Source organism: Kitasatospora sp. NPDC038210 (genome assembly GCF_055600605.1).
Genome location: NZ_JBVJYK010000007.1, coordinates 324,015 through 344,784 on the forward strand (window position 1 = coordinate 324,015; position 20,770 = coordinate 344,784).

The window sequence follows — 20,770 nt, forward strand, 5'->3', positions numbered from 1 at the left end:
GAATCAGCTCGGAGATGCGTGGCCATGGCGTTCGACCACTGACCGGCCGGCGTTGAAGTCCCGGTGCGGGGCGTCCTGGGCGATGTCGGCGACGGGTCTGCTCCGGCGACGGCATCCACGGCACCAGGTGGGCCAGGTCCTTGCGCAGGATGCGCACCTCCCGGCCCTCACGCATCGCCTTTGCTGCAGGAGAAGGCGAGCCCCGTCAGGCTGCCGGGGCGGTCAGGACGGCCCTGGCCACCAGTCGGAGATTCCTGATCATCGGATTCGGGTCGCCCTTGCGGCTGACCAGGACAACCTGGCTGGAAGGAGCGCCCTCGATCGGGACCGTGACGAGGTCGGGACGCAGTGAGCTACGCCGATCGCCGACCGGTAGCACGGCGATCGCCCTGCCACTCGCGACGAGTTCGAGCTTGTCCTCGTAGCTCTCGATCGGCGGCACGTCGGCCCCGAGGATCCGGTAGGAAGTCCAGTCCGCGGTCTCGAACGCGCACGGCGCCGCCTCCTCGCCGGCCAGTTCTTCCGCGGTCACCGACGGGCGGTCGGCCAAGGGATGGCCGCGCGGGACCACGAGCATCCGGGGCTCCTCGTACAAGGGGGTGGTGAGGACGTCGGCTGCGAGCGGCAGCGGGGCCCGCGCGATCAGGGCGTCGACGCGCTTGTCGGACAGCGCCCCGACGTCGCGGCAGCTCAGGTACCGGGTGGTGATCTCCGCGTCCGGGTAGCGGCGGCGCAGTTCCCCTGCGGCGGCAGTGATCACCAGGTCCTCGACGTAGCCGATGGTGATTCGTTCGGTCTCGGCTCGTTCACGCACGGCCAGTTCGGCCTGGCGGGCGGCCTGCAGCAGGGCTTGGGCTCGGGGGAGGAACCTCTGGCCGGCCGGCGTGAGCCGGGTGCCCTGGGATACGCGGTCCAGCAGTCGTGTGCCGAGATACTTCTCGAGCCGTTGGATCTGGCGGCTCAGCGCAGGCTGGGCCACGTGCAAGTCGGCGGCGGCCCGGCCGAAGTGCTGGTGCGCCGCCACCACGGTGAAGTAGCGCACCAGGCGTAGTTCCAGGTCCTGTCCGAGATCGTTCACCCTCGCAGCGTACGCGTCATGCCGTTTCGGAATGATCAGGTTGCCGGATTGGTCTTGGACGGCGATGCCGCAGTGGGCGTTGACTCAAGGAGCAACGTTTCCCCAGGAAGGCGACAGACGCGATGAAGGCGATCCAGTTCCATGAAGCGGGCGGGCCGGAAGTTTTGCAGTATGACGAGGTGCCGGTTCCCGAGATCGGCCCGGGCGAAGTGCTCGTCCGGGTGCACGCGGCGGGCATCAACCCGCCGGACTGGTACCTGCGTGAGGGGATGAAGGTCATGCCGGCCGAGATGAGGCCGGCCCTGGAGTTCCCTCTGGTCCCCGGAACGGACGTGTCGGGAGTGGTCCAGGCGGTCGCTCCGGACGTGCTGGGGTTCGCCGTCGGTGACGAGGTCTTCGGCATGCTGCGGTTCCCCGGATTCGACGGCCGGACGTACGCCGAGTACGTGGCCGCGCCGACTTCGGACCTGGCTCACAAGCCGGCCGGTATCGACCACGTGCAGGCGGCTGGGGCGCCGATGGCCGTGCTTACGGCGTGGCAGTACCTGGTTGATCTCGGCCACGACGTGCCGTCTGTCTTCACCGGTCAGGTGCACCGGCCGGTGCCGATCACGCCAGGGATGACCGTGCTGGTCAACGGGGCCGCCGGTGGAGTGGGTCACTTCGCGGTGCAGCTGGCGAAATGGAAGGGGGCCCACGTCATCGCGGTGGCGTCGGGGCGGCACGAGCAGTTCCTGCGCAAGCTCGGCGCCGATGAGTTCATCGACTACACCAGGACGCAGGCTGCGGACGTGGTCAGCGGTGTCGACCTGGTGATCGACACCGTCGGTGGCCCGGACAGCTCACGGTTCCTGACCGTGCTCAAGCGCGGTGGCACCATGCTTCCGGTGTTCTTCGCCCAGTACGACCCGGAAGAGACGGCGAGTCGGGGGATCACGGTCTCGAACATTCAGGTGCGTTCCAACGGCCCCCAGCTCGCCGAGATCGGGCGCCTGTTCGACGAGGGTAAGCTGCAGGTCGGGGTGGACAGCACCTACCCGCTCCCCGAGGCGGGCAGCGCACACGCGCGAGCCGCGCGGGGCCACATCCAAGGCAAGATCGTGCTGACGGTGGTCTCGTGATCGCCGAACCCCAGCAGGCGGTGGCGCACTACGCCCACGCCTGGACGAGCTGAAGGTGCCCGCACCGCCCGGATCCCCTACCGGGTACCGCCCGTCGACGAGCTGCCCGAGCGGATCGACGCTGTCCTCACCGTCGTCCACCTGCTCTTCACCACCGGCCACACCGCCCCCGTGGGGAATGACCTCATCCGCCGCGACCTGGCGGAGCGCGTCCTCGGACCTGGCCCGGATGCTGCGCACCTTGCTCCCCGAGGACGCCGGAGTCGCCGGACTGCTGGCCCTGATCCTGCTCACCGACGCCCGGCGCGAAGCCCGAGCGGCCGAGGACGGCAGGATGCTGCTGCTCACCGAGAACACCGTCGAGCGCGACTTCCTGACCGGCCGGCTGCGGCAGTTGGAGCAGCCCGATGCCGGCTGAGTTCATATGCTGGTGGGGGTGGAGCGCCTGTGGTCGAGACCTGGGCCGGACGGGGTGTCCGTCGGACCCATGCGGGTTCGACGGGGTTCCTGGTGAGGTCGATCCGCAGTCGTGGATCACCCTGGAGCGCCTCCGGCCCGCGCGTGTTGTTGGCGGGCAGCCTGTCGGAAGCCCGGGGCCGTCGAACCGGGCAAGGACGCTCCGGCCGGTCGCACGGCGTCGAAGCCGCGCTGAGCATTGTTCTGTGGGCCCACTCCGCGTCGGTCGGAGCCGGGCCGTGAGGAGGTCCGTGATGAGGAGCCGATCTGCGGCGGCGCTGTGCCTCGGCGTGGTGCTCGGGGGCGTGGCGGGCTACGAGCTGTTGTGGCGCAGGGCGTGCCTGCACTGGGGGGCGACCGGCCAGGAATCCGAGGGCGACGTGGCCGGGGACTCGCTCCTGCCCGATGCCGCGCTCGTGTCGACCCGAGCTGTCACTGTGGGCACACCACCCTCGAAGATCTGGCCCTGGCTGGTGCAGATGGGGTCGGGGCGTGGCGGCGCCTACACGTACGACTGGATCGAGAACCTCCTCGGGCTGAACATGCACAGCGCCGATGTCGTCCTACCCGAATTCCAGGACCTGCGGGCAGGGGACGTCCTGCCGATGGGTGCGAGCGGCCCCCGCATGCGGGTCGAAATCCTCGAACCCGAGCGTGCACTGGTGCTGCGTTCCGAGGACGGAGCGTGGGTCTGGGCATTCGACCTCCGCCCACGGGGCACGGTGACCAGGCTCATCAGCCGTAACCGCATCGCGGCACCCCCCTCCCCTTGGGCCTGGGCGTTCTACCGCTACGTCATGGAGCCCGGGAGCCTGGTGATGGAGCGCAAGATGCTCCTGGGCATCAAGAGGCGTTCGGAAGGGCTCGCGTGACGCCGCGGAGCCCGATGTGGTCCGCGGGTCCTCCTGCCCGGTCACGCACCCGCCCAGGTCGCCGCGTCGCCCTGACAACACGGGTGTCCCGTGACAGCGAAACGTGAGCGCGTGCCGCCGAAGGTTGATCGACCCATCCGGTCGGGGCTGCGCGGGGCCGTCCGCGCCCGGTGTGACCCCGCGCCGTGCGTCCGGGCGGTCTACTTCGCTTCGGCCCGTCCGATGGGGTCGGGATCGGTTCCCAGCGCCTCACATGCGGCCTGCCAGGCCGGGTCGCCGGGGTGGAGGCGGCTGCGGAGGTAGGCCGCGGTGAGTCGCCCGACGGCGGCAACCCGTTCGGGGTTCTCGTCGGTGGTTTCGGCGGCGTCGTATCCGGCGATCCCGCCGAGTCCGTGCTCCGCCCCGAAGAGGGTGAGCAGGGACTTGGGGCCGGGGGCAAGGGTGTAGGGGTCGGCATGCCAATCCGGGCCCGCGTCGGTGAAGTGCCGGGGGTCGTCCTTGTCGCCTGCGACGACCAGGGTGGGAGCGGCCATGGTGGAGAAGTCGACGGCCCCGATGATCGGCCAGTGCCGGGCCATGGGCCCGTTGAGGACCTCGCCACCCCTGCCGGGCGCGGCGAGGAGTACGCCCGCCTTGATCCGCGGCTCGACCAGGTGCACGACGTTCCCCGTGTCGGGGTCGTTGAGCCCGGCGCCCAGGAGCAGGGCTGCGGTGAAGCCGCCGAGGGAGTGTCCGGCGAGGGCGACCTTGGTGTGGTCGATCCGTCCCGCGAGCCGCGGCACGGTGCGCTCGATCACGTCGAGCCGGTCGAGGATGTGGCTCATGTCCTCGGCACGGGAGCGCCAGAAGTCCGGTGCACCGGCGGCGTCGGCGACCAGGTGGCTCAGTGTCCGGGAGGTGAGGTGGGTGGGCTGGACGACGACGAATCCCTGTGCCGCCCAGGCGTTGGCGAGCGGCGCGTAGCCGTTCAGCGAGGAGAGGTTGTTCGACGGGCCGTGACCGTGGGAGAACAGAATGACGGGAAGGCCGGTTCCGCACTCGGGAGCGGAGACGCGTACCTGGAGGTCCACGGGACGTCCGGGTACGGGCAGGACCACGGGGCTGTACGACAGGACGGGGACAGGTGCGGTGTGGGCGGATGCGCTCATGACGAGCGGTTCTCCTTACAGCGATGGGTGCCGCGGCCGGCCCTGATCGGGTGGCGGCGGGCAAGGGCAGCTGCGCCCCGCTTCGGCTAACCTGAAGCGGAACGCTGTCCCGTTTACTATCCGGAACATCGTTCCGCTTTGTCAATGGGTGTCGGAGGGAGAGCCATGTCCAGCGAGAGCTCCACGGGGAGGGTGCCGGCCCGGAGCAAGCGGGCCGACGCGCTGCGCAATCAACAGGCGCTGCTCGCGGCCGCAGCCGAGGTGTTCGTGGCGTCCGGCGTCGACGCGCCGATCCGCCAGATCGCGGCCAAGGCGGGTGTAGGGACGGGAACGATCTACCGACACTTCCCGACCCGGGCCGATCTCGTCACGGCCGTATTCCGCCACCAGATCGAGGAGTGCGCGGAGGCGGGGTCGGTGCTGCTGGCCGACGCCGACTCCCCGTTCATCGCGCTGCGCCAGTGGATCGACCTGTTCGTTGACTTCCTGGTCACCAAACACGGGCTGGCCGACGCGATGCAGTCGGACAGCAGCGGCTTTGCCGCACTGCACCGCCATTTCCTCGACCGTCTGCTGCCGGTCTGCGCGCGGCTGCTCGACGCCGCGGTCGAGGCGGGGGAGATCAGGGCGGGCACCCATCCCTATGAACTGATGCGCGGCATCGGCAACCTGTGCATCGGAGGCGGAGACCCGCAGTACGATCCCCGGCGCCTGGTCGAACTGCTTCTGTGCGGACTGCAGCGCCACCCGTCGGAGTGACGTCGACGGTCACTGCTCGCCGGGCGCGGTCAAGTGTCCGCGGGGTGCGGGCCAGGCCGCCGGACGCCGCGAGGCCCCCTTCGCCCCCCGCACTCGCCGCGCTGCCGAGTTCGACAGCTGAGCCGACCCGCTGCGGCGGTTTCACCCGACGCCCTCGCCGGCGACTTTCACCAGTGCCTGCGTGCCGATCACCGCCAGCAGCGCCAGCCGTTCGGCGTCCTCGGTGCCGGGTTCGGCCGTGTAGACCATGATCCGCAGATCGCTGCCCGCGACGCTCAGCACGTCGCAGTCCAGCGTCAGCGATCCCACCTGCGGATGGTCGATGGTCTTGCGCGAGGCCTCCTGGTGTCCCACCGCGCCGGAGTCCCACAGCTCGGCGAACCGCTCGCTGTTGCCGCGCAGATCAGCGATCAGACGCCGCAGCCGCAGATCCGCGGGGTAGCGGCTCGCCGTCGCCCGCAGGTCGGAGACGACCGCGGTCTCCAACGCCCGCCGGGACTCCGTCGTGTGGCGGACCCGGCTGCCCGAGCCCAGGAAGTTCCGCCACGCCCCGTTGCGCTCCTTGCCGTGCCGTTCACCCATCAGCGCGGTGTAGAGCGGATTGGCCAGCAGCAGCGTCCATGCCGCGTCGGAGACCGCGACGGGTGTGCCGGTCAGCCGGTCCAGCATCCGTTGCACGCTGGGCGTGATGTAGGCGGGCACCGTACCTCGTCCCGGCGCTACCAGCCCGGCGACCCGGAACAGGTGCTCACGCTCCTCCGCGTTCAGTCGCAGCGCCCGCCCCAGCGCCTCGACGACCTGCTCCGACGGGTTGGTCGCCCGGCCCTGTTCGAGGCGGGTGACATAGTCGACCGAGATCCCGGCCAGCAGCGCCAGCTCCTCCCGGCGCAGTCCGGCCGCGCGCCGATGGCCGCCCACCGGCAGGCCGGCCGCCTCCGGCGGGACCCGGTCACGCCAGCGCCGCACCGTCTGCCCGAACTCCGTGGTCGCCATGCCACCACTGTGCACCGCCCCACCCGCGGGTGCCTGGTACTGGCAGTCCCAGGAAGACCGGACGCCTGGCTGACGGCATTGCCGCGCAGCATCGTGGAGGCATGACCACAACACTGATCACCGGAGCGAACAAGGGGCTCGGCTTCGAGACCGCCCGTCAACTCATCGCCGCAGGTCACACCGTGTACATCGGCAGCCGGGACCCCGAGCGCGGGCGTCGCGCCGCCGAGCAGTTGGGCGCGCGGCTGGTCGTCATCGACATCACCGACGACGCCTCGGTCGCCGCGGCGGCGAAGACCGTCGAGGCCGACGGCGGCCTGGACGTGCTGGTCAACAACGCCGGCGTGGAGGAGCGGGCCGAGGGCAACGGCATCATCGGTGCCGCGGACGTCACCGCCGACCTGATGCGGAGCACGTTCGAAACCAACGTCTTCGGCACGGTACGCGTCACCCACGCGTTCCTCCCGCTGCTGCAGCGTTCCGCCGCCCCCGTCGTCGTCAACCTCAGCAGCGGCCTGGCCTCGCTCACCCGCGTCACCACCGCCGACACCCCCACCTACGCGTACCCCGGCGTCGCCTACCCGGCCTCCAAGGCCGCCGTCAACATGGTCACCGTGCAGTACGCCAAGGCGTTCCCGAACATGCGCATCAACGCCGTCGAGCCCGGCTTCACCAAGACGGACCTCAACGGCAACACCGGCATCCAGACCGTCGAACAGGGTGCCGAGATCATCGTCCGCATGGCCAGCCTCACCCCGGACGGTCCCACCGGCACCTACGCCGACGCCGAGGGCCCGCTGCCCTGGTGACCGACCCGCCCACGATGGCCGTCCCGGCCGACGATCACGTCTTCGTCCTGCAGGAGCATGTGCTCAGCCCGTCCTGGTCAAGGCCCTGCGCGACACCATCGGGCTTCCCGCGAAGGCCCCCGCGGCCTGGCAGCAGAGGCGGGCGGCGGATCCCTGGGACATGAACGGAGGTCAGGGACCTGCCGCTCAGCCAGGGGACTTTCAGGTCTTCGGTGTATGGCACCCGTTTGGTCTAGGTGTTGATCTTGTTGGTGGGTGTGGGCCGGTTGGCTCACGCCCGTCCGGCTGACAGGCGTCCGTCGAAGGCGATGTCGAAGGCGTTCAGGGCGCCGAGCCAGCGGTTGCTCCAGCGTTGTCGGCCGCGTCCGGTGGGGTCGAGGGCGAGGGTGGCCAGGTAGAGGCGTTTCAGGGCGGCTTGTTCGTTGGGGAAGTGGCCGCAGGCGGCGCACCCCGAGATCCTCCTACGCCTGGTACCGCGAGCAGTGAACCGGGGTCGGGGAGGTCTACCGGCCGGTGCCGTCCGGGGTCCGGGTGGGCGGGGGGATGCGCAGCACCGGGAGTGCGCAGAGGGCGGCGGCCGCCGTGGCGCAGATGGCGGCCATGGCGAGGACCGTCCAGCTGGAAGGGGCTCGGGCGATGCCCGCGCCGATGCCGCTCAGCTCGCCCTGCCGGTCGATGAGCCGGCGGACGAGCGGGATGGCGACGGCCGAGCCGACGACGACGGTGATCAGGGCGATGGCTGTCCCGCGGACGGCGAGCACGACGGCGCACTGGCCCGGGGTCAGGCCGATCGCCCTCAGCAGGCCGAGGTCCCGGCGCCGCTCGTGGAAGCCGGCGGTGGCCGTGGTGAGCAGGTCGACCAGGCAGATGAGGGCGAGCAGGAGCAGGAGGCCGACCACGCTGGCCCGCAGGGCACCGGGCCGGGTGACCGGGCCGGTGGGGAGACGGATCTCCGTCTGCCCGGCGAGGCCGGCGCGGGCGGGGAGGTCGCGTTGGACCTCTGCCGGGTCTTGGCCGGGGCGCAGGGTCAGCTGCCAGAAGTCGGGGTGGGTGGGGTCGCCGGGCCGGTCGAGGGTGTCGAAGCCGGTGGACAGGACGCGGCCGCCGTGTTCCGGTTCGAGGTTGCGTCCGACGATGTGCAGGATGCGCGGGGTGCTCCCGGTGGTGAGCCGTACCCACTGGCCGACCCGGGCACCGAGCAGGTCGAGGGCGCCCTGTCCGGCCACGGCCTCGTCGGTGGCGCGGATCGCCCGGCCCTCGACGAGCGTGTACGGGTACGGGGCGTCGGTGGTGCCGACGGCGCGCAGGGTGAGCGTCGCGGACTGGCCGGGCGCCAGGGCCTGCACCTCGGTGCCCGGAAAGACGCCCTGCACGGCGACGTCGGCGGCAAGGGCGCCGGCGAGCTGCCCGTCGCCGGGCGTCTGATCGGGGGTGGTGCGGCGGGCGGTGACGGACGGGACGGTGGTGCCGCCGTCGGGCCGGGTGACGGCGTCGAGGGTCGACCAGGTGCTCAGGGCCAGGGTGGCGGCGACGACCGGGACGGTCAGCCGCAGCGCGCTTCCGACCAGGTCCGAGCGCCGGCGCAGGACGCTGCCGAGCCCGAACACGACGGCCGGCGGCATCCGTCGGAGTGGGCCGAGCCGGACCGGCCGGGCCGTCATGACGGGTGGCCGGGTGCCGTCGGTCGGGGGTACGGGGACGACCCGCGCGGCCCGCAGGGCGGGCAGTGCGGCGGCGGCTCCGACGGCGAGGAGCGCGGTGGCGACCACGGCGCCGGTGGTCGCCGTACCGCCGGGGACGAGCCCGTGGAGCGCCTCGGTCCCGCCGCCGAGGGCCGGTACGGTGTGGACGGCGATCGCGGCCCCGCCGGCGCCGAGCAGCACTCCGGTGCCGGCCAGGAGAAGCTGTTCGGCGATGAACATCCAGGCGACCTGGCCGGCGGTGAAGCCGAGCGCCTTGAGCAGGGCGATGTCGCCGGTCCTGGACCGGATCCGCCCGCCGGCCGCGCCGGCCACCGCGAGGGCGGCGGCGAGCAGTGCGGCGAGTCCGCTGAGGCCCAGCAGCAGGCCGGCCAGCCGGTTGTCCTGCTGCCGTGCGGCCCGCGCGTCCAGCCAGGTGGTGATCCGGGAGACCCGCTCGGCGCCGAGGGCGCTGACCACCCGCTGGGCCGTGTACCCGGCGTCGGAGGGGCGGGCCAGTCGCAGGCCCAGGGTGAGTCCTTGGGCCGCCCGTTCGGGCTGCACGAGGTCGAGGGTTGCGGGAGGGGCCCAGCCGAGGTCGTAGCCGGCGGCCTGGCTGGGCAGCTGGTCGGGGCTGTCCGCGATGCCGAGGACCCGGAGGTCGACGGGGCCGCCGTGGGCGTCGAGGACGGTCAGGTGGTCCCCGGGGTGGGCCCAGGCGGCGTCGGCCGCGGACTGTTCGAGCACGATCCCGTGGCTGTCGTCCGGATCGAGCCAGGTGCCGGAGCGCAGCAGCGGGCGGGCCGCGTCCGGGTCGTCGCCGCGCAGGACGAGCGTGGTGCGGCCAGGCGGGCCCGCGTCGGCGGCGCCGTCGGCGCGTCGGCTGACCAGCGTGGCCTCGGCGGTGTGCTGGGGCGGTGAGACGGCGAGTACGCCGGGTTCGCCCGCGAGCACGGCGGCCGAGGGTTCGTCGGCGCTGCCCCCGGCGGTCGCGGACGGGCGCAGGTCGATCCGGATGTCGGGTGATCCGGCGGCACGGAACTGCCGCTGCCACGGGTCGGCGGCGGTGCCGAGCAGCGTGCCGGCGAGCAGCAGGGCGGCGGCGGTGCCGCCGGTGGCGAGGACGATCAGCAGGGCGTGGAGGCGGTGCGAGCGCAGGTCGGCACGGATCCAGCGGAGGACGGCAGACACCGGCTCACCCGCCGAAATCGATGATGTCGCGGACCCCGACGGCGCGCTGCGTGGCCGGGGGCTCCTCCACCCGTGCGTCGTCGGCGACCCGGCCGTCGAAGAGGCTGACGACGCGGTCGGCGGTGCTCGCCGCCCTGGCGTCGTGGGTGACCAGCACGATCGTGGTGCCCTGTTCGTGGTAGCGGCTGAGCAGGGCGAGGACGTCGCGGGTGCTGCGGCTGTCGAGGTTCCCGGTGGGCTCGTCGGCGAGGAGCAGTTGGGGCCGGTTGACCAGCGCGCGGGCCAGGGCGACCCGCTGGCGCTCACCGCCGGAGAGCTCGCCGGGCCCGGCGCCGGCCTTGTGGGCGAGGCCGAGGTCTTCGAGGAGTTCCTGGCGGCGTTCGCGGGCGGTGCGGCCGGACATGCCTGCGAGCACCGCGGTCAGTTCGATGTTGTCGGCGACGGAGAAGTCGGGGAGCAGGTTGCCGCTCTGGAAGACGATGCCGTAGTGCCGGCGGCGCAGGCGGGCCCAGGCGGACTCGCGCAGGCGGTCCACCCGGCGTCCGTCGAGCCGCAGCTCGCCCTCGTCGGGCCGCAGCAGGCCGGCGAGGAGGTGCAGCAGGGTCGACTTGCCGGCGCCCGACGGGCCGGTGACGGCGATGAACTCGCCCCGGTCGATCCGCAGGCTGACGCCGCGGACCGCGGGTATCAGGGTCGAGCCGCTCAGGTGCGAGCGCACCACGCCGTCGGCGGCCAGCAGCGGGGGTATCGGCTCCGAGCCGGTCACGTGAGCTCCTCCTGGCAACGCTCCAGCCAGTCGAGGTCGGCCTGCAGGTGCAGGACCGCACCCTCGATCAGCAGCAGCGAGGTCCGGTTGCCGCGCTCGGTGGCGGCCAGCTTGTTGAGTCCGCGCATCGTGTTGATGCAGTGCCGGCGCTGGTTGTTGATCAGCGTCAGCCGGTCGGCGAGGTCGGTGCCTTCGGCCAGGATCAGCTTCATGAAGAACTCGTCCCTGACCCGGGGCCCCTCGGTGGGCGCCTCGAACCAGCCGGTGAGTTCCTCGGTGCCCTTCTCCGTGATCTCGTAGACCTTCTTGTCCGGCCTGCCCTCCTGCGTCACCTCGGTGCCGCGGATCAGTCCGGACTTCTCCAGTCGGCTCAGGGTCACGTAGATCTGGCCGATGTTCGGCTGAGGGTACGCCGCGCCGAAGGTCTGCTCAAGCCCCTGCTTGAGCTCGTACCCGTAGGCGGGCTGCCGGGCCAGCAGCGCCAGCAGCTGATGGCGCACCGGGCGTCACCTCTTCCTTCTCGTTCCTGTTCGCTGGTTACACCTCGGTCACACAGTACGGGGAGACGGGCCCCCACCAGCAGGGAGGCCGTATAAAGGGACGTGCGTCGGCGCCCACCCGTGCCGGCGGATCGAAGGAGATCCATGGACGACCGGCCGCCCACCGGGCCCGACGCGGGCCGTCGGCGCGTGGTGCGCGCGCTGGTCGGCGGAGCGGCGGTGCTCGCGGCCGGGGGCGCGTCCGCCTGGTACGGCCTCGCCGGCGACGTGCGGGCGGCGGGCGACCCGGAGGGGGTCGGGCCCGTCACGCTGGCCACCGGCCGGGACACCACCCGCTACCTGCGCGGGCTGCTGGCCGACTGGAACGCCGAGCACCCGGACCAGCCCGCCGAGCTGGTCGAGCTGCCCGAGGCGGCGGACGAGGTGCACGCGCAGCTCGCCGGCGAGCTGTCGGCCGGCGGGAGCCGCTTCGACGTGCTCAACCTCGACGTGGTGTGGACGGCCGAGTTCGCGGCCAAGCGTTGGACCGTGCCGCTGGACGAGTCGGACTTCGCACTGGACAGCTTCCTGCCGCCGGTCGTGCGGACCGGACGCTACGACGGTCGGCTGTACGCCGTGCCGTTCGTCGCCAACGCGGCCCTGCTGTACTACCGGAGCGACGTGCTGGCCGCCGCCGGTGAGCAGCCGCCCACCACCTGGGCGGAACTGGTGCGGCAGGCACGGACGCTGGCCCCCGCGCACGGGCTGTCCGGGTACGCGGGCCAGCTGAGCCCCTACGAGGGCCTCGCCGTCAACGCGCTGGAGGCCATTCGCTCGGCCGGCGGGGACCTGCTGGCCGGCGACGGAACCGTGGTGGTCGACAGCCCGCAGGCGCTGGCCGGACTGGAGTTCCTGGCCGGGGGAGTGCGCGACGGCTGGATCCCGCCCGAGGTGCTCGGCTACCAGGAGGAGGAGTCCCGCGCGGCCTTCGGCCGGGGAGGCCTGCTCTTCCTGCGGAACTGGCCGTACGTCTACCACGCGGTCGGAGCCGCCGGGTCGCCCGTGGAGGGGCGGTTCGGCGTGGTGCCGTTGCCCGGCCCGAACGGGCCCGGCAGCGGTGTGCTGGGCGGCTCGGGCCTGGCGGTCAGCCGGTTCTCCCGGCACCAGCGCACCGCCCGGGCGCTGATCGGCTACCTGACGAGCCGCCGGGCGCAGTACCGCGTGCTGACCGACGGTGGGCTGCCGCCGGTCTGGGCCGACCTGTACGCGGACCCGGAGCTGACGACCCGGTTCCCGTACCTGCCCGTGCTGCGCACGGCGATCCTGGCGGCCGGGGCGCGCCCCGGCGTGCCGCAGTACCAGCAGCTGAGCCTCGCGTTCAGCGAGACGGCGTTCGAGGTCGTGTCGGGCCGTCGGAACGCCGAGGCCGCGCTGCCCCGGCTGGCTGCGGACCTGCGCGCCATCGTCGGCTGAGTCGACGCCGACGACGCCCGGGGCGGTCCGCCCCTGCTTCGCGAGGCGCTACCCGCGAGTACCTAACACGTATCTATCCTTGATCAGGAACCTCTTCTCGTAACTCCTGGGAAACGCCACCAAACAAGGGCTTAACAGTTCCCGCATCTGCCTGCTATACCTAACGCGAATGCATAACCGTTGGAGTAGCGAGATGCCCAACCCCACCCTCCCGGACGGCGACGCGGTCACCCTGCCGCGCGCTCGTTCGCACGCACCCACCACCCCCGCCGCCCGTGCCTGGTGGCGCGACGCCGTGATCTACCAGATCTACGTGCGCAGCTTCCGTGACACCGACGGCGACGGCGTCGGCGACCTCGCCGGCGTCCGGGAACAGCTGCACCACGTGCGGCAGCTGGGCGCCGACGGCGTCTGGCTCAACCCGTTCTACGTCTCACCCCAGCACGACCACGGCTACGACATCGCCGACCACTGCGCCGTGGACCCGGTCTACGGCGACCTCGCCGAGTTCGACCGCCTGGTGACGGACTGCCGACTGCTCGGCCTCAAGCTGGTCCTGGACGTCGTCCCCAACCACTGCTCCAGTGAGCACCCGTGGTTCCAGAAGGCGCTGGCCAACGGCCCCGGCAGCCCCGAGCGGGCGCGGTTCCACTTCGCCGACGGGCGCGGTGAGGCCGGGGATCTGCCGCCCAACAACTGGCGGGCCATGTTCGGCGGCCCGGCGTGGACCAGGGCCACCGAGGCCGACGGCCGGGCCGGCCAGTGGTACCTCCACCTGTTCACCCCGGAGCAGCCCGACTTCAACTGGCGCAACCCCGACGTCGCCGCCCACTTCGACGAAGTGCTGCGGTTCTGGCTCGACCGCGGCGTCGACGGCTTCCGGATCGACGTGGCGGCCGGGCTGTACAAGCACCCCGAGCTTCCGGACTCGCCCGACCCGGACGTGGACGAGCGCACCCGCGACTCGGTCAACCCGCTGGCCTGGAACCAGCCGGAGGTGCACGACGTGTGGCGCCGGTGGCGCGCGATCTGCGAGGAGTACACCGTCCGTGACGGCCGGCAGCGGCTGCTGGTCGGCGAGGCGTCGGTGCCCACCCCGGCCGAACAGGCACTGTACGTGCGCCCCGACGAACTGCACCAGGCATTCTTCTTCCACCTGCTGCACGCGCCGTGGGACCTCGCGCACTTCCACCGGGTCATCGACGACGCCGTGCGGGACATCACCGCCACCGGATCGACGGTCACCTGGGTGCTCAACAACCACGACCAGGTCCGCACGGTGAGCCGGTTCGCGGGGGAGGACCCGGCCTCCGGCCCCGCCCGGGCCAAGGCCGCCGCCCTGCTGATGCTGGCCCTGCCCGGAGCCGCCTACATCTACCAGGGCGAGGAATTCGGACTGCCCGAAGTCCTCGACCTGCCGGACGAGTCGATCACCGACCCGATCTTCCGCCGCACGGGCAGCCGGACCGGGATCCGCGACGGCTGCCGGATACCGCTGCCCTGGTCGGGCGCCGAGGCCCCGTTCGGTTTCAGCCCGCCGGACAGTCCGGCCACGCCGTGGCTGCCGCAGCCGGCCTCGTTCGCCGCCCACACGGCCGAGCGGCAGCGGGCCGATGCCGGATCCGTGTTCCACCTGTACCGCGCCGCCCTCCAACTGCGCCGTGAACTCCCGCAGCTCGGCGAGGGCACGCTGCGGTGGCTGGAGACCCCGCCCGGCGTCCTCGCGTTCGTCCGCGGCGAGGGCCTGGTGTGCGCCGTCAACTTCGGCGACACCCCCGCGCCGGCCCCGGTCGCCGGTCCGCCCCTGCTGGCCAGCGGTCCGTGCGATGACGGCTTCCTGCCGCCCGCCACCGCCGCTTGGTGGGTCGGGCCCACTGCTCTCAGCGGCATCTGACCATCCGTCACGTCGCGAATCCACCACGTCGCGATCCACCACGTCGCGAATCCACCACCGCCTCACGGAAGAAGACCCGACGATGAGACTCCGTAACGCCCTTCCCGCCCTGGCTGCCTGTGTCCTGCTGGCCGCGACCGCAACCGCCTGCGGCAGCGGGGGAGGCGGCACCGCCGCCGATTCCGCCGGTCAGGAACTCAAGGGACAGACCCTGACCGTCGCCGCCGTGTGGAGCGGTACCGAGCAGGAGAACTTCAAGAAGGTGCTGGACGCCTTCACCGCGAAGACCGGCGCCACCGTCAGCTACACCTCCACAGGTGACAACCTCTCCACCGTGGTCGGCAGCAAGATCGAGGGCGGTGACCCGATGGACGTGGTCATGGTCGCCCAGCCAGGCGTGATCAAGCAGTTCGCCGCGAAGGGCTGGCTTGCGCCGCTCTCGTCCGCCGTCACCGACGCCGCGAAGAAGGACTACGCCGGCATCTGGTCCAGCCTCGGCACCGTCGACGGCACCCAGTACGGCCTCTACTTCAAGGCCGCCGACAAGTCGACCGTCTGGTACAGCCCCACCGCCTTCGAGAACGCCGGCGTCCAGCCCCCGGCCACCTTCGACGACCTGCTGAAGGCCGGACGGACGCTCTCCGACTCCGGCACCCCGGCCTTCTCGGTCGGCGGCCAGGCCGGCTGGACCCTCACCGACTGGTTCGAGAACGTCTACCTCTCCCAGGCCGGGCCGGAACTCTACGACAAGCTCACCCGGCACGAGATCCCGTGGACCGACCCGTCGGTCCTCAAGGCCCTGACCACCCTCGGCAAGGTCTTCGGCGACAGGCAACTCGTCGCCGGCGGCGGGCAGGGCGCCCTGCAGACCGACTTCCCGACCTCCGTCCAGGACGTCTTCGGAGCACAACCCAAGGCCGCCATGACCCACGAGGGCGACTTCGTCGGCGGTGTCATCGCCTCCGAGCTGAAGAAGCAGGTCGGCACCGACGCCAAGGTGTTCCCCTTCCCCGCCGTGGACGGCGGCAAGGCCCCGGTGATGGGCGCGGGTGACGCGGCGGTCGTCCTCAAGGGCGCCAAGCACCCCGAGGCCGCGCAGAGGTTCGTCGAGTTCCTGGCAGGCCCCGAGGCGGCGACCGTCTGGGCCAAGGCCGGCGGCTTCATCTCGCCCAACAAGGCCGTCGACCCCTCGGTCTACCCCGACGACACCACCCGGCAGTTCGCCAAGTCGGTGATCGACGCCGGCGACGCCTTCCGCTTCGACATGTCGGACCAGGCCCCTGCCGCGTTCGGCGGCACCGCGGGCCAGGGCGAGTGGAAGGACCTCCAGGACTTCCTCGCCGCCCCCTCCGACGTCCAGGGCGCCGCGGCCAGGCTCGAAGCCGACGCGGCCAAGGCCTACAAGGGCTGATCCACCATGTCTCTGCGCTCACCCCGCAGCGGCCGGGCATCCGGTGGCGCCCTCCGGCGCCACCGGGGCCTCGCCCTGCTCTTCGTCCTGCCCGCCCTGCTGCTGCTCGGGGCCCTCGTCGTCTACCCCATCGGCTACTCGGTGGCCCGCAGCCTCTTCGACGCCTCCGGCCGACGCTTCGTCGGACTCGACAACTACGGCACCGCCTTCACCGACCACGCCACCCTCACCGCCGTGCGCAACAACGCGATCTGGGTCGCCGTCGCCCCGGCACTGGTGACCGCCGTCGGCCTGGTTTTCGCGGTGCTCACCGAGAAGATCCGCTGGGCCACCGCGTTCAAGCTGCTCGTCTTCATGCCGATGGCGATCTCCTTCCTCGCCGCCGGGATCATCTTCCGCACGGTGTACGACGCGGACCCGCACCGGGGCGTGCTCAACGCCGCCGCGGTCGCCGTCCACGACACCTTCGACGACCGGTCGACCTATCCGGGTGCCCACCCGCGCCCCGGCGGCGGCCTCGACCAGGCCCGGAGCGGCGACGTCACGGCGCCCGCCGGCACGCGCGTCGTGCTGCTGCCGCTGGTCGGCGTGCAGCCCGGCGCCCTTCCGGCGACCGCCCGGACGGCCCAGGAGCCGGCCGGCGGCGACGGGATCAGCGGCACGGTGTTCCTGGACTTCGTCCCGGGGGGCGGCGGCCACCCCGGCCGACTGGACGCCGGGAAGAAGGGCCTGCCCGGCGTCACCGTCCAACTCCGGGACGGTGGACGGACGGTCGACACCACCACCACCGCCGCCGACGGCACCTTCCGGTTCGGCGCGGCCCCGTCCGCCACCACCTCGGTGGTGATGCCGGCCGCGAACTTCGCCGCCCCCTACCGCGGCGTCGACTGGCTCGGCCCCGCCTTCATCACCCCGGCCATCATCGGCGCCTACATCTGGATCTGGGCCGGCTTCGCCATGGTCATCATCGCCGGGGGCCTCGCCAACCTGCCCCGCGAGACCATCGAGGCGGCCAGGATCGACGGCGCCGGCGAATGGCAGATCTTCCGCCGCATCACCGTGCCCCAACTCGCCCCGGTCCTCGGCGTCGTCTTCATCACCATGGTCATCAACGTGATGAAGATCTTCGACCTCGTGTACATCATCGCGCCCGGACCGGTGCAGCAGGACGCGAGCGTGCTCGCGCTCCGGCTCTACCTGGTCTCCTTCGGCGGCGGCAACGACCAGGGCCTCGGCAGCGCCCTCAGCGTCCTGCTGCTGCTCCTGGTCGTGCCGGTGATGCTTCTCAACGTCCGCCGCTTCCGAGGGAGCCGAGCATGACCACCACCAAGGCGGCCCCGCCCGTCCCCACCACCACCGTGCCCGCAACGGTGTCCGCCGGCCGGTCCGCCCTCCCGCTCACGACCCGGCTCGCCGCCCTCACCCGAAGCGGCCTCGTCCAGAGCGTGCTGATCGTGGCCGCCGTCGCCTGGCTGGTGCCCACCGTCGGCCTGCTGGTCTCCTCGCTGCGCCCCAAGCAGGTCGCGGCCACCGGAGGCTGGTGGACGGCACTGACCGAGCCCGCCCAGCTCACCCTGCAGAACTACACCGCGCTGCTCGGCGGCGGCGACGTCCCCAAGGCGTTGTGGAACACCGTGCTCATCAGCGTCCCGGCGACCCTGCTGACCGTCGCCCTCGCGGCGGGCGCCGGCTACGCCTTCGCCTGGATGCGCTTCCCCGGCCGGGACGCCGTCTTCCTCGGCGTGGTCGGGCTGCTGGTCGTGCCGGTGCAGGTCGGGCTCATCCCGGTCGCCAAGCTGGAGGGCGCCGTCGGGCTGTTCGGCACCATCCCCGGCGTCGTGCTGTTCCACGTCGGCTACGGGCTGCCGTTCGCCGTGTTCCTGATGCGCAACCACTTCCTGGAGATCCCCGCCGAACTCCTGGAAGCGGCGCGGATGGACGGCTGCGGGGAGTGGCGGATCTTCCGCACCCTCGCCCTGCCGCTCGCCGCACCGGCCGTCGCCTCGCTGTGCATCTTCCAGTTCCTCTGGGTCTGGAACGACATGCTGGTCGCGCTGATCTTCGCCGGCAACGACTCGCAGCCGCTGACCGTCTACCTGCAGTCCCAGATGCGACAGTTCGGCAGCAACATGGACATCCTCGCACCCGGCGCGTTCCTGTCCCTCCTGGTCCCCGTCGGGGTGTTCCTCTGCTTCCAGCGGTTCTTCATCCAGGGAGCGATGGCCGGATCCGTGAAGTGACACCAGAGGCGACGACGAGGACGGCCGCCCCGGCCGGGCGGGCTCGCCAGCGCCCCGGCACTCTCGAAACACACTCCCCAGTCGGCCGGGGTGAGGCGGCTTCCGGTGGCCAGTCGGTGGAGTAGTGCGATGCTTCGAAGGCCTCGCACGCCTGGTGCCGCGCCCCGTCCGGTCGGCATCGAGGTGTCGCCGCCGACCGGACGGCAGCTCAGGGGGACGGGGGCGGGGCCGTATCGGGTGCCGGAAGGGCCTGTTCGGCCCAGATGATCTTGCCGTCCGCCGTCTGCCGTGTTCCCCAGCGATCGGCCAGCTGAGCGACGAGGAGCAGACCGCGCCCGCCCTCGTCGCTCGCCCGGGGATGTCGGACGTGCGGTGCAGCGCTGCTGCTGTCGGAGACCTCACAGGTGAGCGTCATGTCGTGGATCAGGCGCAGCTGGACCTTCCCGCCGGCGTACCGGATCGCGTTGGTGACCAGCTCGCTGACCAGGAGCAGCGTGGTGGAGTCGAGTTCCTCCAGGCCCCAGGTGACCAGTTGGCTGGAGGCCAGGCGTCGGGCGGTGGCGACGATGGCGGGATCGTCGGGGAAGGTCCAGGACGCGATTCGGTCGCCGTTGAGGAGCCGGGTTCGTGCGGCCAGCAGGACGACGTCCTTGCGTGGCCGCTCCTGGACCAGTGAGTAGATGGTCGCGTCGCACGTGTCCTGCACGGACCGCTCGGGGTGGGCGAGTTGACGCCGAAGGCGTTGGAGACCGCGGCGGGGGTGGCCGTGCAGGCACCGCAGCAGCTCGGGCGTGTAGAAGGCCAGCAGGCTCCCGGCAGGGAGGTGCAGGCGGCAGCTCTCGAAAGGCGCCCTGTTGAGGCCCAGGCGTGGCCCGTCCGGGACGCGGAAGGCCGCGACGGTGCCATCGGGATGGACGATCTCCGGGGCCGGGTGCGCCGCTCGGGCGAAGACGCACTCACCGCTGGTGGCGTCGTAGACGGCGTAGACGCAGGTGGCGCCGGAGGGCCCGCGCACGGGCGTGCCCTCGTCGGAGAGCTCCTCCCGCGCCCCGCCGAGACGAACCATCAGGTCGTCCAGGTGGGCGAGCAGTTCGTCGGGAGGCAGGTCGATCGCGGCGAGCGTGTGGACGGCGGCCCGCAGCCGGCCGGCCGCGGCCGCAGCCCGGAGGCCGTCCCTGCCGACGGTGCCCACCACCAGCGCCACCCGGGCTCCCGGGAGCGGGATGACGTCGTACCAGCCGGCGGCCTCGGCTGCGGGCACATGGCAGTAGGACGCCTCGACGGCGTTCTGGTCGGGCAGCCGAGTGGGAAGCAGAGTGTGCTGGAGGGCCCGTGCGGCCCGCGACTCCCGGGTGTACCGCCGGGCGTTGTCCACACAGACGGCGGTCCTGGCGGCGAGCTCCGCGGCGGTGGTCACATCGTCCTCGTCGAACTCGGGTCTGCGCCAGCGGTAGAACGAGGCCACACCGAGGATCACCCCGCGGGCGGCCAGCGGCGCCACCACCAGCGAGTCCACGTGGGCCGCCCGGATGCGCTCCGCCCTGAGCGGCTCGCGCACCAGCCAGTCCTCGGCCGCCTCGACGTCCCGGACGAGGCGGGGGCGCAGGTCGGACAGGCACTGGCTGAAGGGAGTGGGCGGTGAGATCACGTTGACGGTCCCGACCGGGAAGGCCGGCTGCAGGCGGCCTTCGGGCTCCGAACGGAATGCGGTGCGGCGCAGGGTGGCGTCGTCGCCGACCGGCCCGGGGGCGAGCGCATAGCCCTGGAACACCGGGTCGAGGATGTCGATCGCCACCGCGTCGGCCAGCTGCGGGACCGCCACCTCGGTCAGTTCCTCCGTCGTCCGGGTCACGTCCAGGGACGTGCCGATGAGAGCGCTGGAGCGGGCGAGCAGCTCCAGGCGGTCCCGGGCCCGGTGGCGTTCGGTGACGTCGATGACGATCGTGGCCACGCCGATGACCTGCTGGTCGTCGCTGCCCACGAGTTGCAGCGCGGAGACGGAGTAGACGTGCTCCCGCTCCGGATCGGACGGCGGGGAGCCGCGCTGCACCAGGTCGATGACCGGTTCCCCGGTTTCGGCGACCTTCCGGAGAATTCGCTCGTTCGTGTCGTTGACCAGGAGCGGCGCCAACTCACGCAGTGGCCGGCCGATGACCTCCTCGCCCCGTACCCCGCGCACGCCCGCCGAGGCGGTGTTGAACCGGATCAGCCGCAGGTCGGTGTCGACGACGTACAGCCCGACCGGCGACTCGGTGAGCAGCGCCTTCATCACGGCCCGGTCGACGCCGTCGGGGCCGGGCGACGCCGTGTTCGCGCGCTCACCTGGATCCGTCATGGGAAAGCCCGGGTTCGGTTCTGTTCTCGTCGGTGGCCCGTACGAGGTCTGGCTCTCCCATCATGG

At 72.0% G+C, this 20,770-nt stretch carries 17 protein-coding genes and 1 pseudogene; 10 read left to right on the plus strand and 8 right to left on the minus strand.

Annotated features, from left to right (window positions below; translation table 11 throughout):
• Positions 1 to 205: 205 nt before the first annotated feature.
• Positions 206 to 1,078 (minus strand): LysR family transcriptional regulator, encoded by an 873-nt coding sequence (locus ACZ7KX_RS17645; protein ID WP_470327197.1) that lies wholly within the window; start codon positions 1,076 to 1,078, stop codon positions 206 to 208.
• 122 nt (positions 1,079 to 1,200) lie between these two features.
• Here ACZ7KX_RS17645 and ACZ7KX_RS17650 point away from each other — a divergent pair, with 122 nt between their 5' ends.
• From ACZ7KX_RS17650 to ACZ7KX_RS17660, 3 genes are all read left to right on the plus strand, one after another.
• Positions 1,201 to 2,199 (plus strand): NADP-dependent oxidoreductase, encoded by a 999-nt coding sequence (locus tag ACZ7KX_RS17650; protein ID WP_470327198.1) that lies wholly within the window; start codon positions 1,201 to 1,203, stop codon positions 2,197 to 2,199.
• 178 nt (positions 2,200 to 2,377) lie between these two features.
• Entirely contained in the window at positions 2,378 to 2,617 is a 240-nt protein-coding gene (locus ACZ7KX_RS17655; RefSeq protein WP_470327199.1) for a DUF6596 domain-containing protein, read from the plus strand.
• 292 nt (positions 2,618 to 2,909) lie between these two features.
• The gene (locus ACZ7KX_RS17660) at positions 2,910 to 3,527 is read left to right on the plus strand and encodes a hypothetical protein (RefSeq protein ID WP_470327200.1); all 618 of its coding nucleotides are present in this window, start codon (positions 2,910 to 2,912) and stop codon (positions 3,525 to 3,527) included.
• Between the two features lie 200 nt (positions 3,528 to 3,727).
• On the opposite strand, the gene ACZ7KX_RS17665 is transcribed toward ACZ7KX_RS17660, so the two are convergent.
• On the minus strand, positions 3,728 to 4,675 hold the full coding sequence (locus tag ACZ7KX_RS17665; RefSeq protein WP_470327201.1) for an alpha/beta hydrolase family protein: 948 nt from the start codon (positions 4,673 to 4,675) through the stop codon (positions 3,728 to 3,730).
• A 165-nt stretch (positions 4,676 to 4,840) separates the two neighbouring features.
• Here ACZ7KX_RS17665 and ACZ7KX_RS17670 point away from each other — a divergent pair, with 165 nt between their 5' ends.
• Positions 4,841 to 5,434, plus strand: a complete 594-nt coding sequence (locus tag ACZ7KX_RS17670) for a TetR/AcrR family transcriptional regulator (protein WP_470327202.1) — start codon at positions 4,841 to 4,843, stop codon at positions 5,432 to 5,434.
• Positions 5,435 to 5,575: 141 nt separating this feature from the next.
• On the opposite strand, the gene ACZ7KX_RS17675 is transcribed toward ACZ7KX_RS17670, so the two are convergent.
• Complete coding sequence (locus ACZ7KX_RS17675) at positions 5,576 to 6,427, minus strand: helix-turn-helix transcriptional regulator (RefSeq protein WP_470327203.1); 852 nt, start codon at positions 6,425 to 6,427, stop codon at positions 5,576 to 5,578.
• A 101-nt stretch (positions 6,428 to 6,528) separates the two neighbouring features.
• Here ACZ7KX_RS17675 and ACZ7KX_RS17680 point away from each other — a divergent pair, with 101 nt between their 5' ends.
• Entirely contained in the window at positions 6,529 to 7,236 is a 708-nt protein-coding gene (locus ACZ7KX_RS17680; RefSeq protein WP_470327204.1) for an SDR family NAD(P)-dependent oxidoreductase, read from the plus strand.
• A 271-nt stretch (positions 7,237 to 7,507) separates the two neighbouring features.
• Here the strand turns inward: ACZ7KX_RS17680 and ACZ7KX_RS17685 are convergent.
• The 4 genes and pseudogenes from ACZ7KX_RS17685 to ACZ7KX_RS17700 form a co-directional block, all read right to left on the minus strand.
• Positions 7,508 to 7,678, minus strand: a pseudogene (locus tag ACZ7KX_RS17685) (IS256 family transposase); the annotation flags it as partial.
• A gap of 61 nt (positions 7,679 to 7,739) precedes the next feature.
• The gene (locus ACZ7KX_RS17690) at positions 7,740 to 10,106 is read right to left on the minus strand and encodes an FtsX-like permease family protein (protein ID WP_470327205.1); all 2,367 of its coding nucleotides are present in this window, start codon (positions 10,104 to 10,106) and stop codon (positions 7,740 to 7,742) included.
• Positions 10,107 to 10,110: 4 nt separating this feature from the next.
• Entirely contained in the window at positions 10,111 to 10,872 is a 762-nt protein-coding gene (locus tag ACZ7KX_RS17695; RefSeq protein ID WP_470327206.1) for an ABC transporter ATP-binding protein, read from the minus strand.
• Positions 10,869 to 11,372, minus strand: a complete 504-nt coding sequence (locus ACZ7KX_RS17700; protein ID WP_470327207.1) for a PadR family transcriptional regulator — start codon at positions 11,370 to 11,372, stop codon at positions 10,869 to 10,871. The genes ACZ7KX_RS17695 and ACZ7KX_RS17700 overlap by 4 nt, the downstream gene beginning before the upstream one ends.
• Positions 11,373 to 11,516: 144 nt before the next feature.
• Here ACZ7KX_RS17700 and ACZ7KX_RS17705 point away from each other — a divergent pair, with 144 nt between their 5' ends.
• The 5 genes from ACZ7KX_RS17705 (at position 11,517) to ACZ7KX_RS17725 (ending at position 18,369) form a co-directional block, all read left to right on the plus strand.
• A complete protein-coding gene (locus ACZ7KX_RS17705) occupies positions 11,517 to 12,824 on the plus strand; it encodes an ABC transporter substrate-binding protein (RefSeq protein WP_470327208.1) in 1,308 nt (435 codons plus the stop codon).
• Positions 12,825 to 13,017: 193 nt separating this feature from the next.
• Positions 13,018 to 14,718: a glycoside hydrolase family 13 protein gene (locus tag ACZ7KX_RS17710; protein WP_470327209.1), complete on the plus strand. Its 1,701-nt coding sequence runs from the start codon at positions 13,018 to 13,020 to the stop codon at positions 14,716 to 14,718.
• Between the two features lie 82 nt (positions 14,719 to 14,800).
• Positions 14,801 to 16,129 carry an ABC transporter substrate-binding protein gene (locus ACZ7KX_RS17715; RefSeq protein WP_470327210.1) on the plus strand — a complete coding sequence of 443 codons (1,329 nt, stop codon included), beginning with the start codon at positions 14,801 to 14,803 and terminating at the stop codon, positions 16,127 to 16,129.
• Positions 16,130 to 16,135: 6 nt separating this feature from the next.
• A complete protein-coding gene (locus ACZ7KX_RS17720; RefSeq protein ID WP_470327211.1) occupies positions 16,136 to 17,449 on the plus strand; it encodes a carbohydrate ABC transporter permease in 1,314 nt (437 codons plus the stop codon).
• On the plus strand, positions 17,446 to 18,369 hold the full coding sequence (locus tag ACZ7KX_RS17725) for a carbohydrate ABC transporter permease (RefSeq protein ID WP_470327212.1): 924 nt from the start codon (positions 17,446 to 17,448) through the stop codon (positions 18,367 to 18,369). Before ACZ7KX_RS17720 ends, ACZ7KX_RS17725 begins: the two co-directional genes overlap by 4 nt.
• Positions 18,370 to 18,577: 208 nt before the next feature.
• Here ACZ7KX_RS17725 and ACZ7KX_RS17730 read toward each other — a convergent pair whose 3' ends face one another.
• Complete coding sequence (locus ACZ7KX_RS17730) at positions 18,578 to 20,704, minus strand: SpoIIE family protein phosphatase (RefSeq protein WP_470327213.1); 2,127 nt, start codon at positions 20,702 to 20,704, stop codon at positions 18,578 to 18,580.
• Positions 20,705 to 20,770 lie beyond the last annotated feature (66 nt).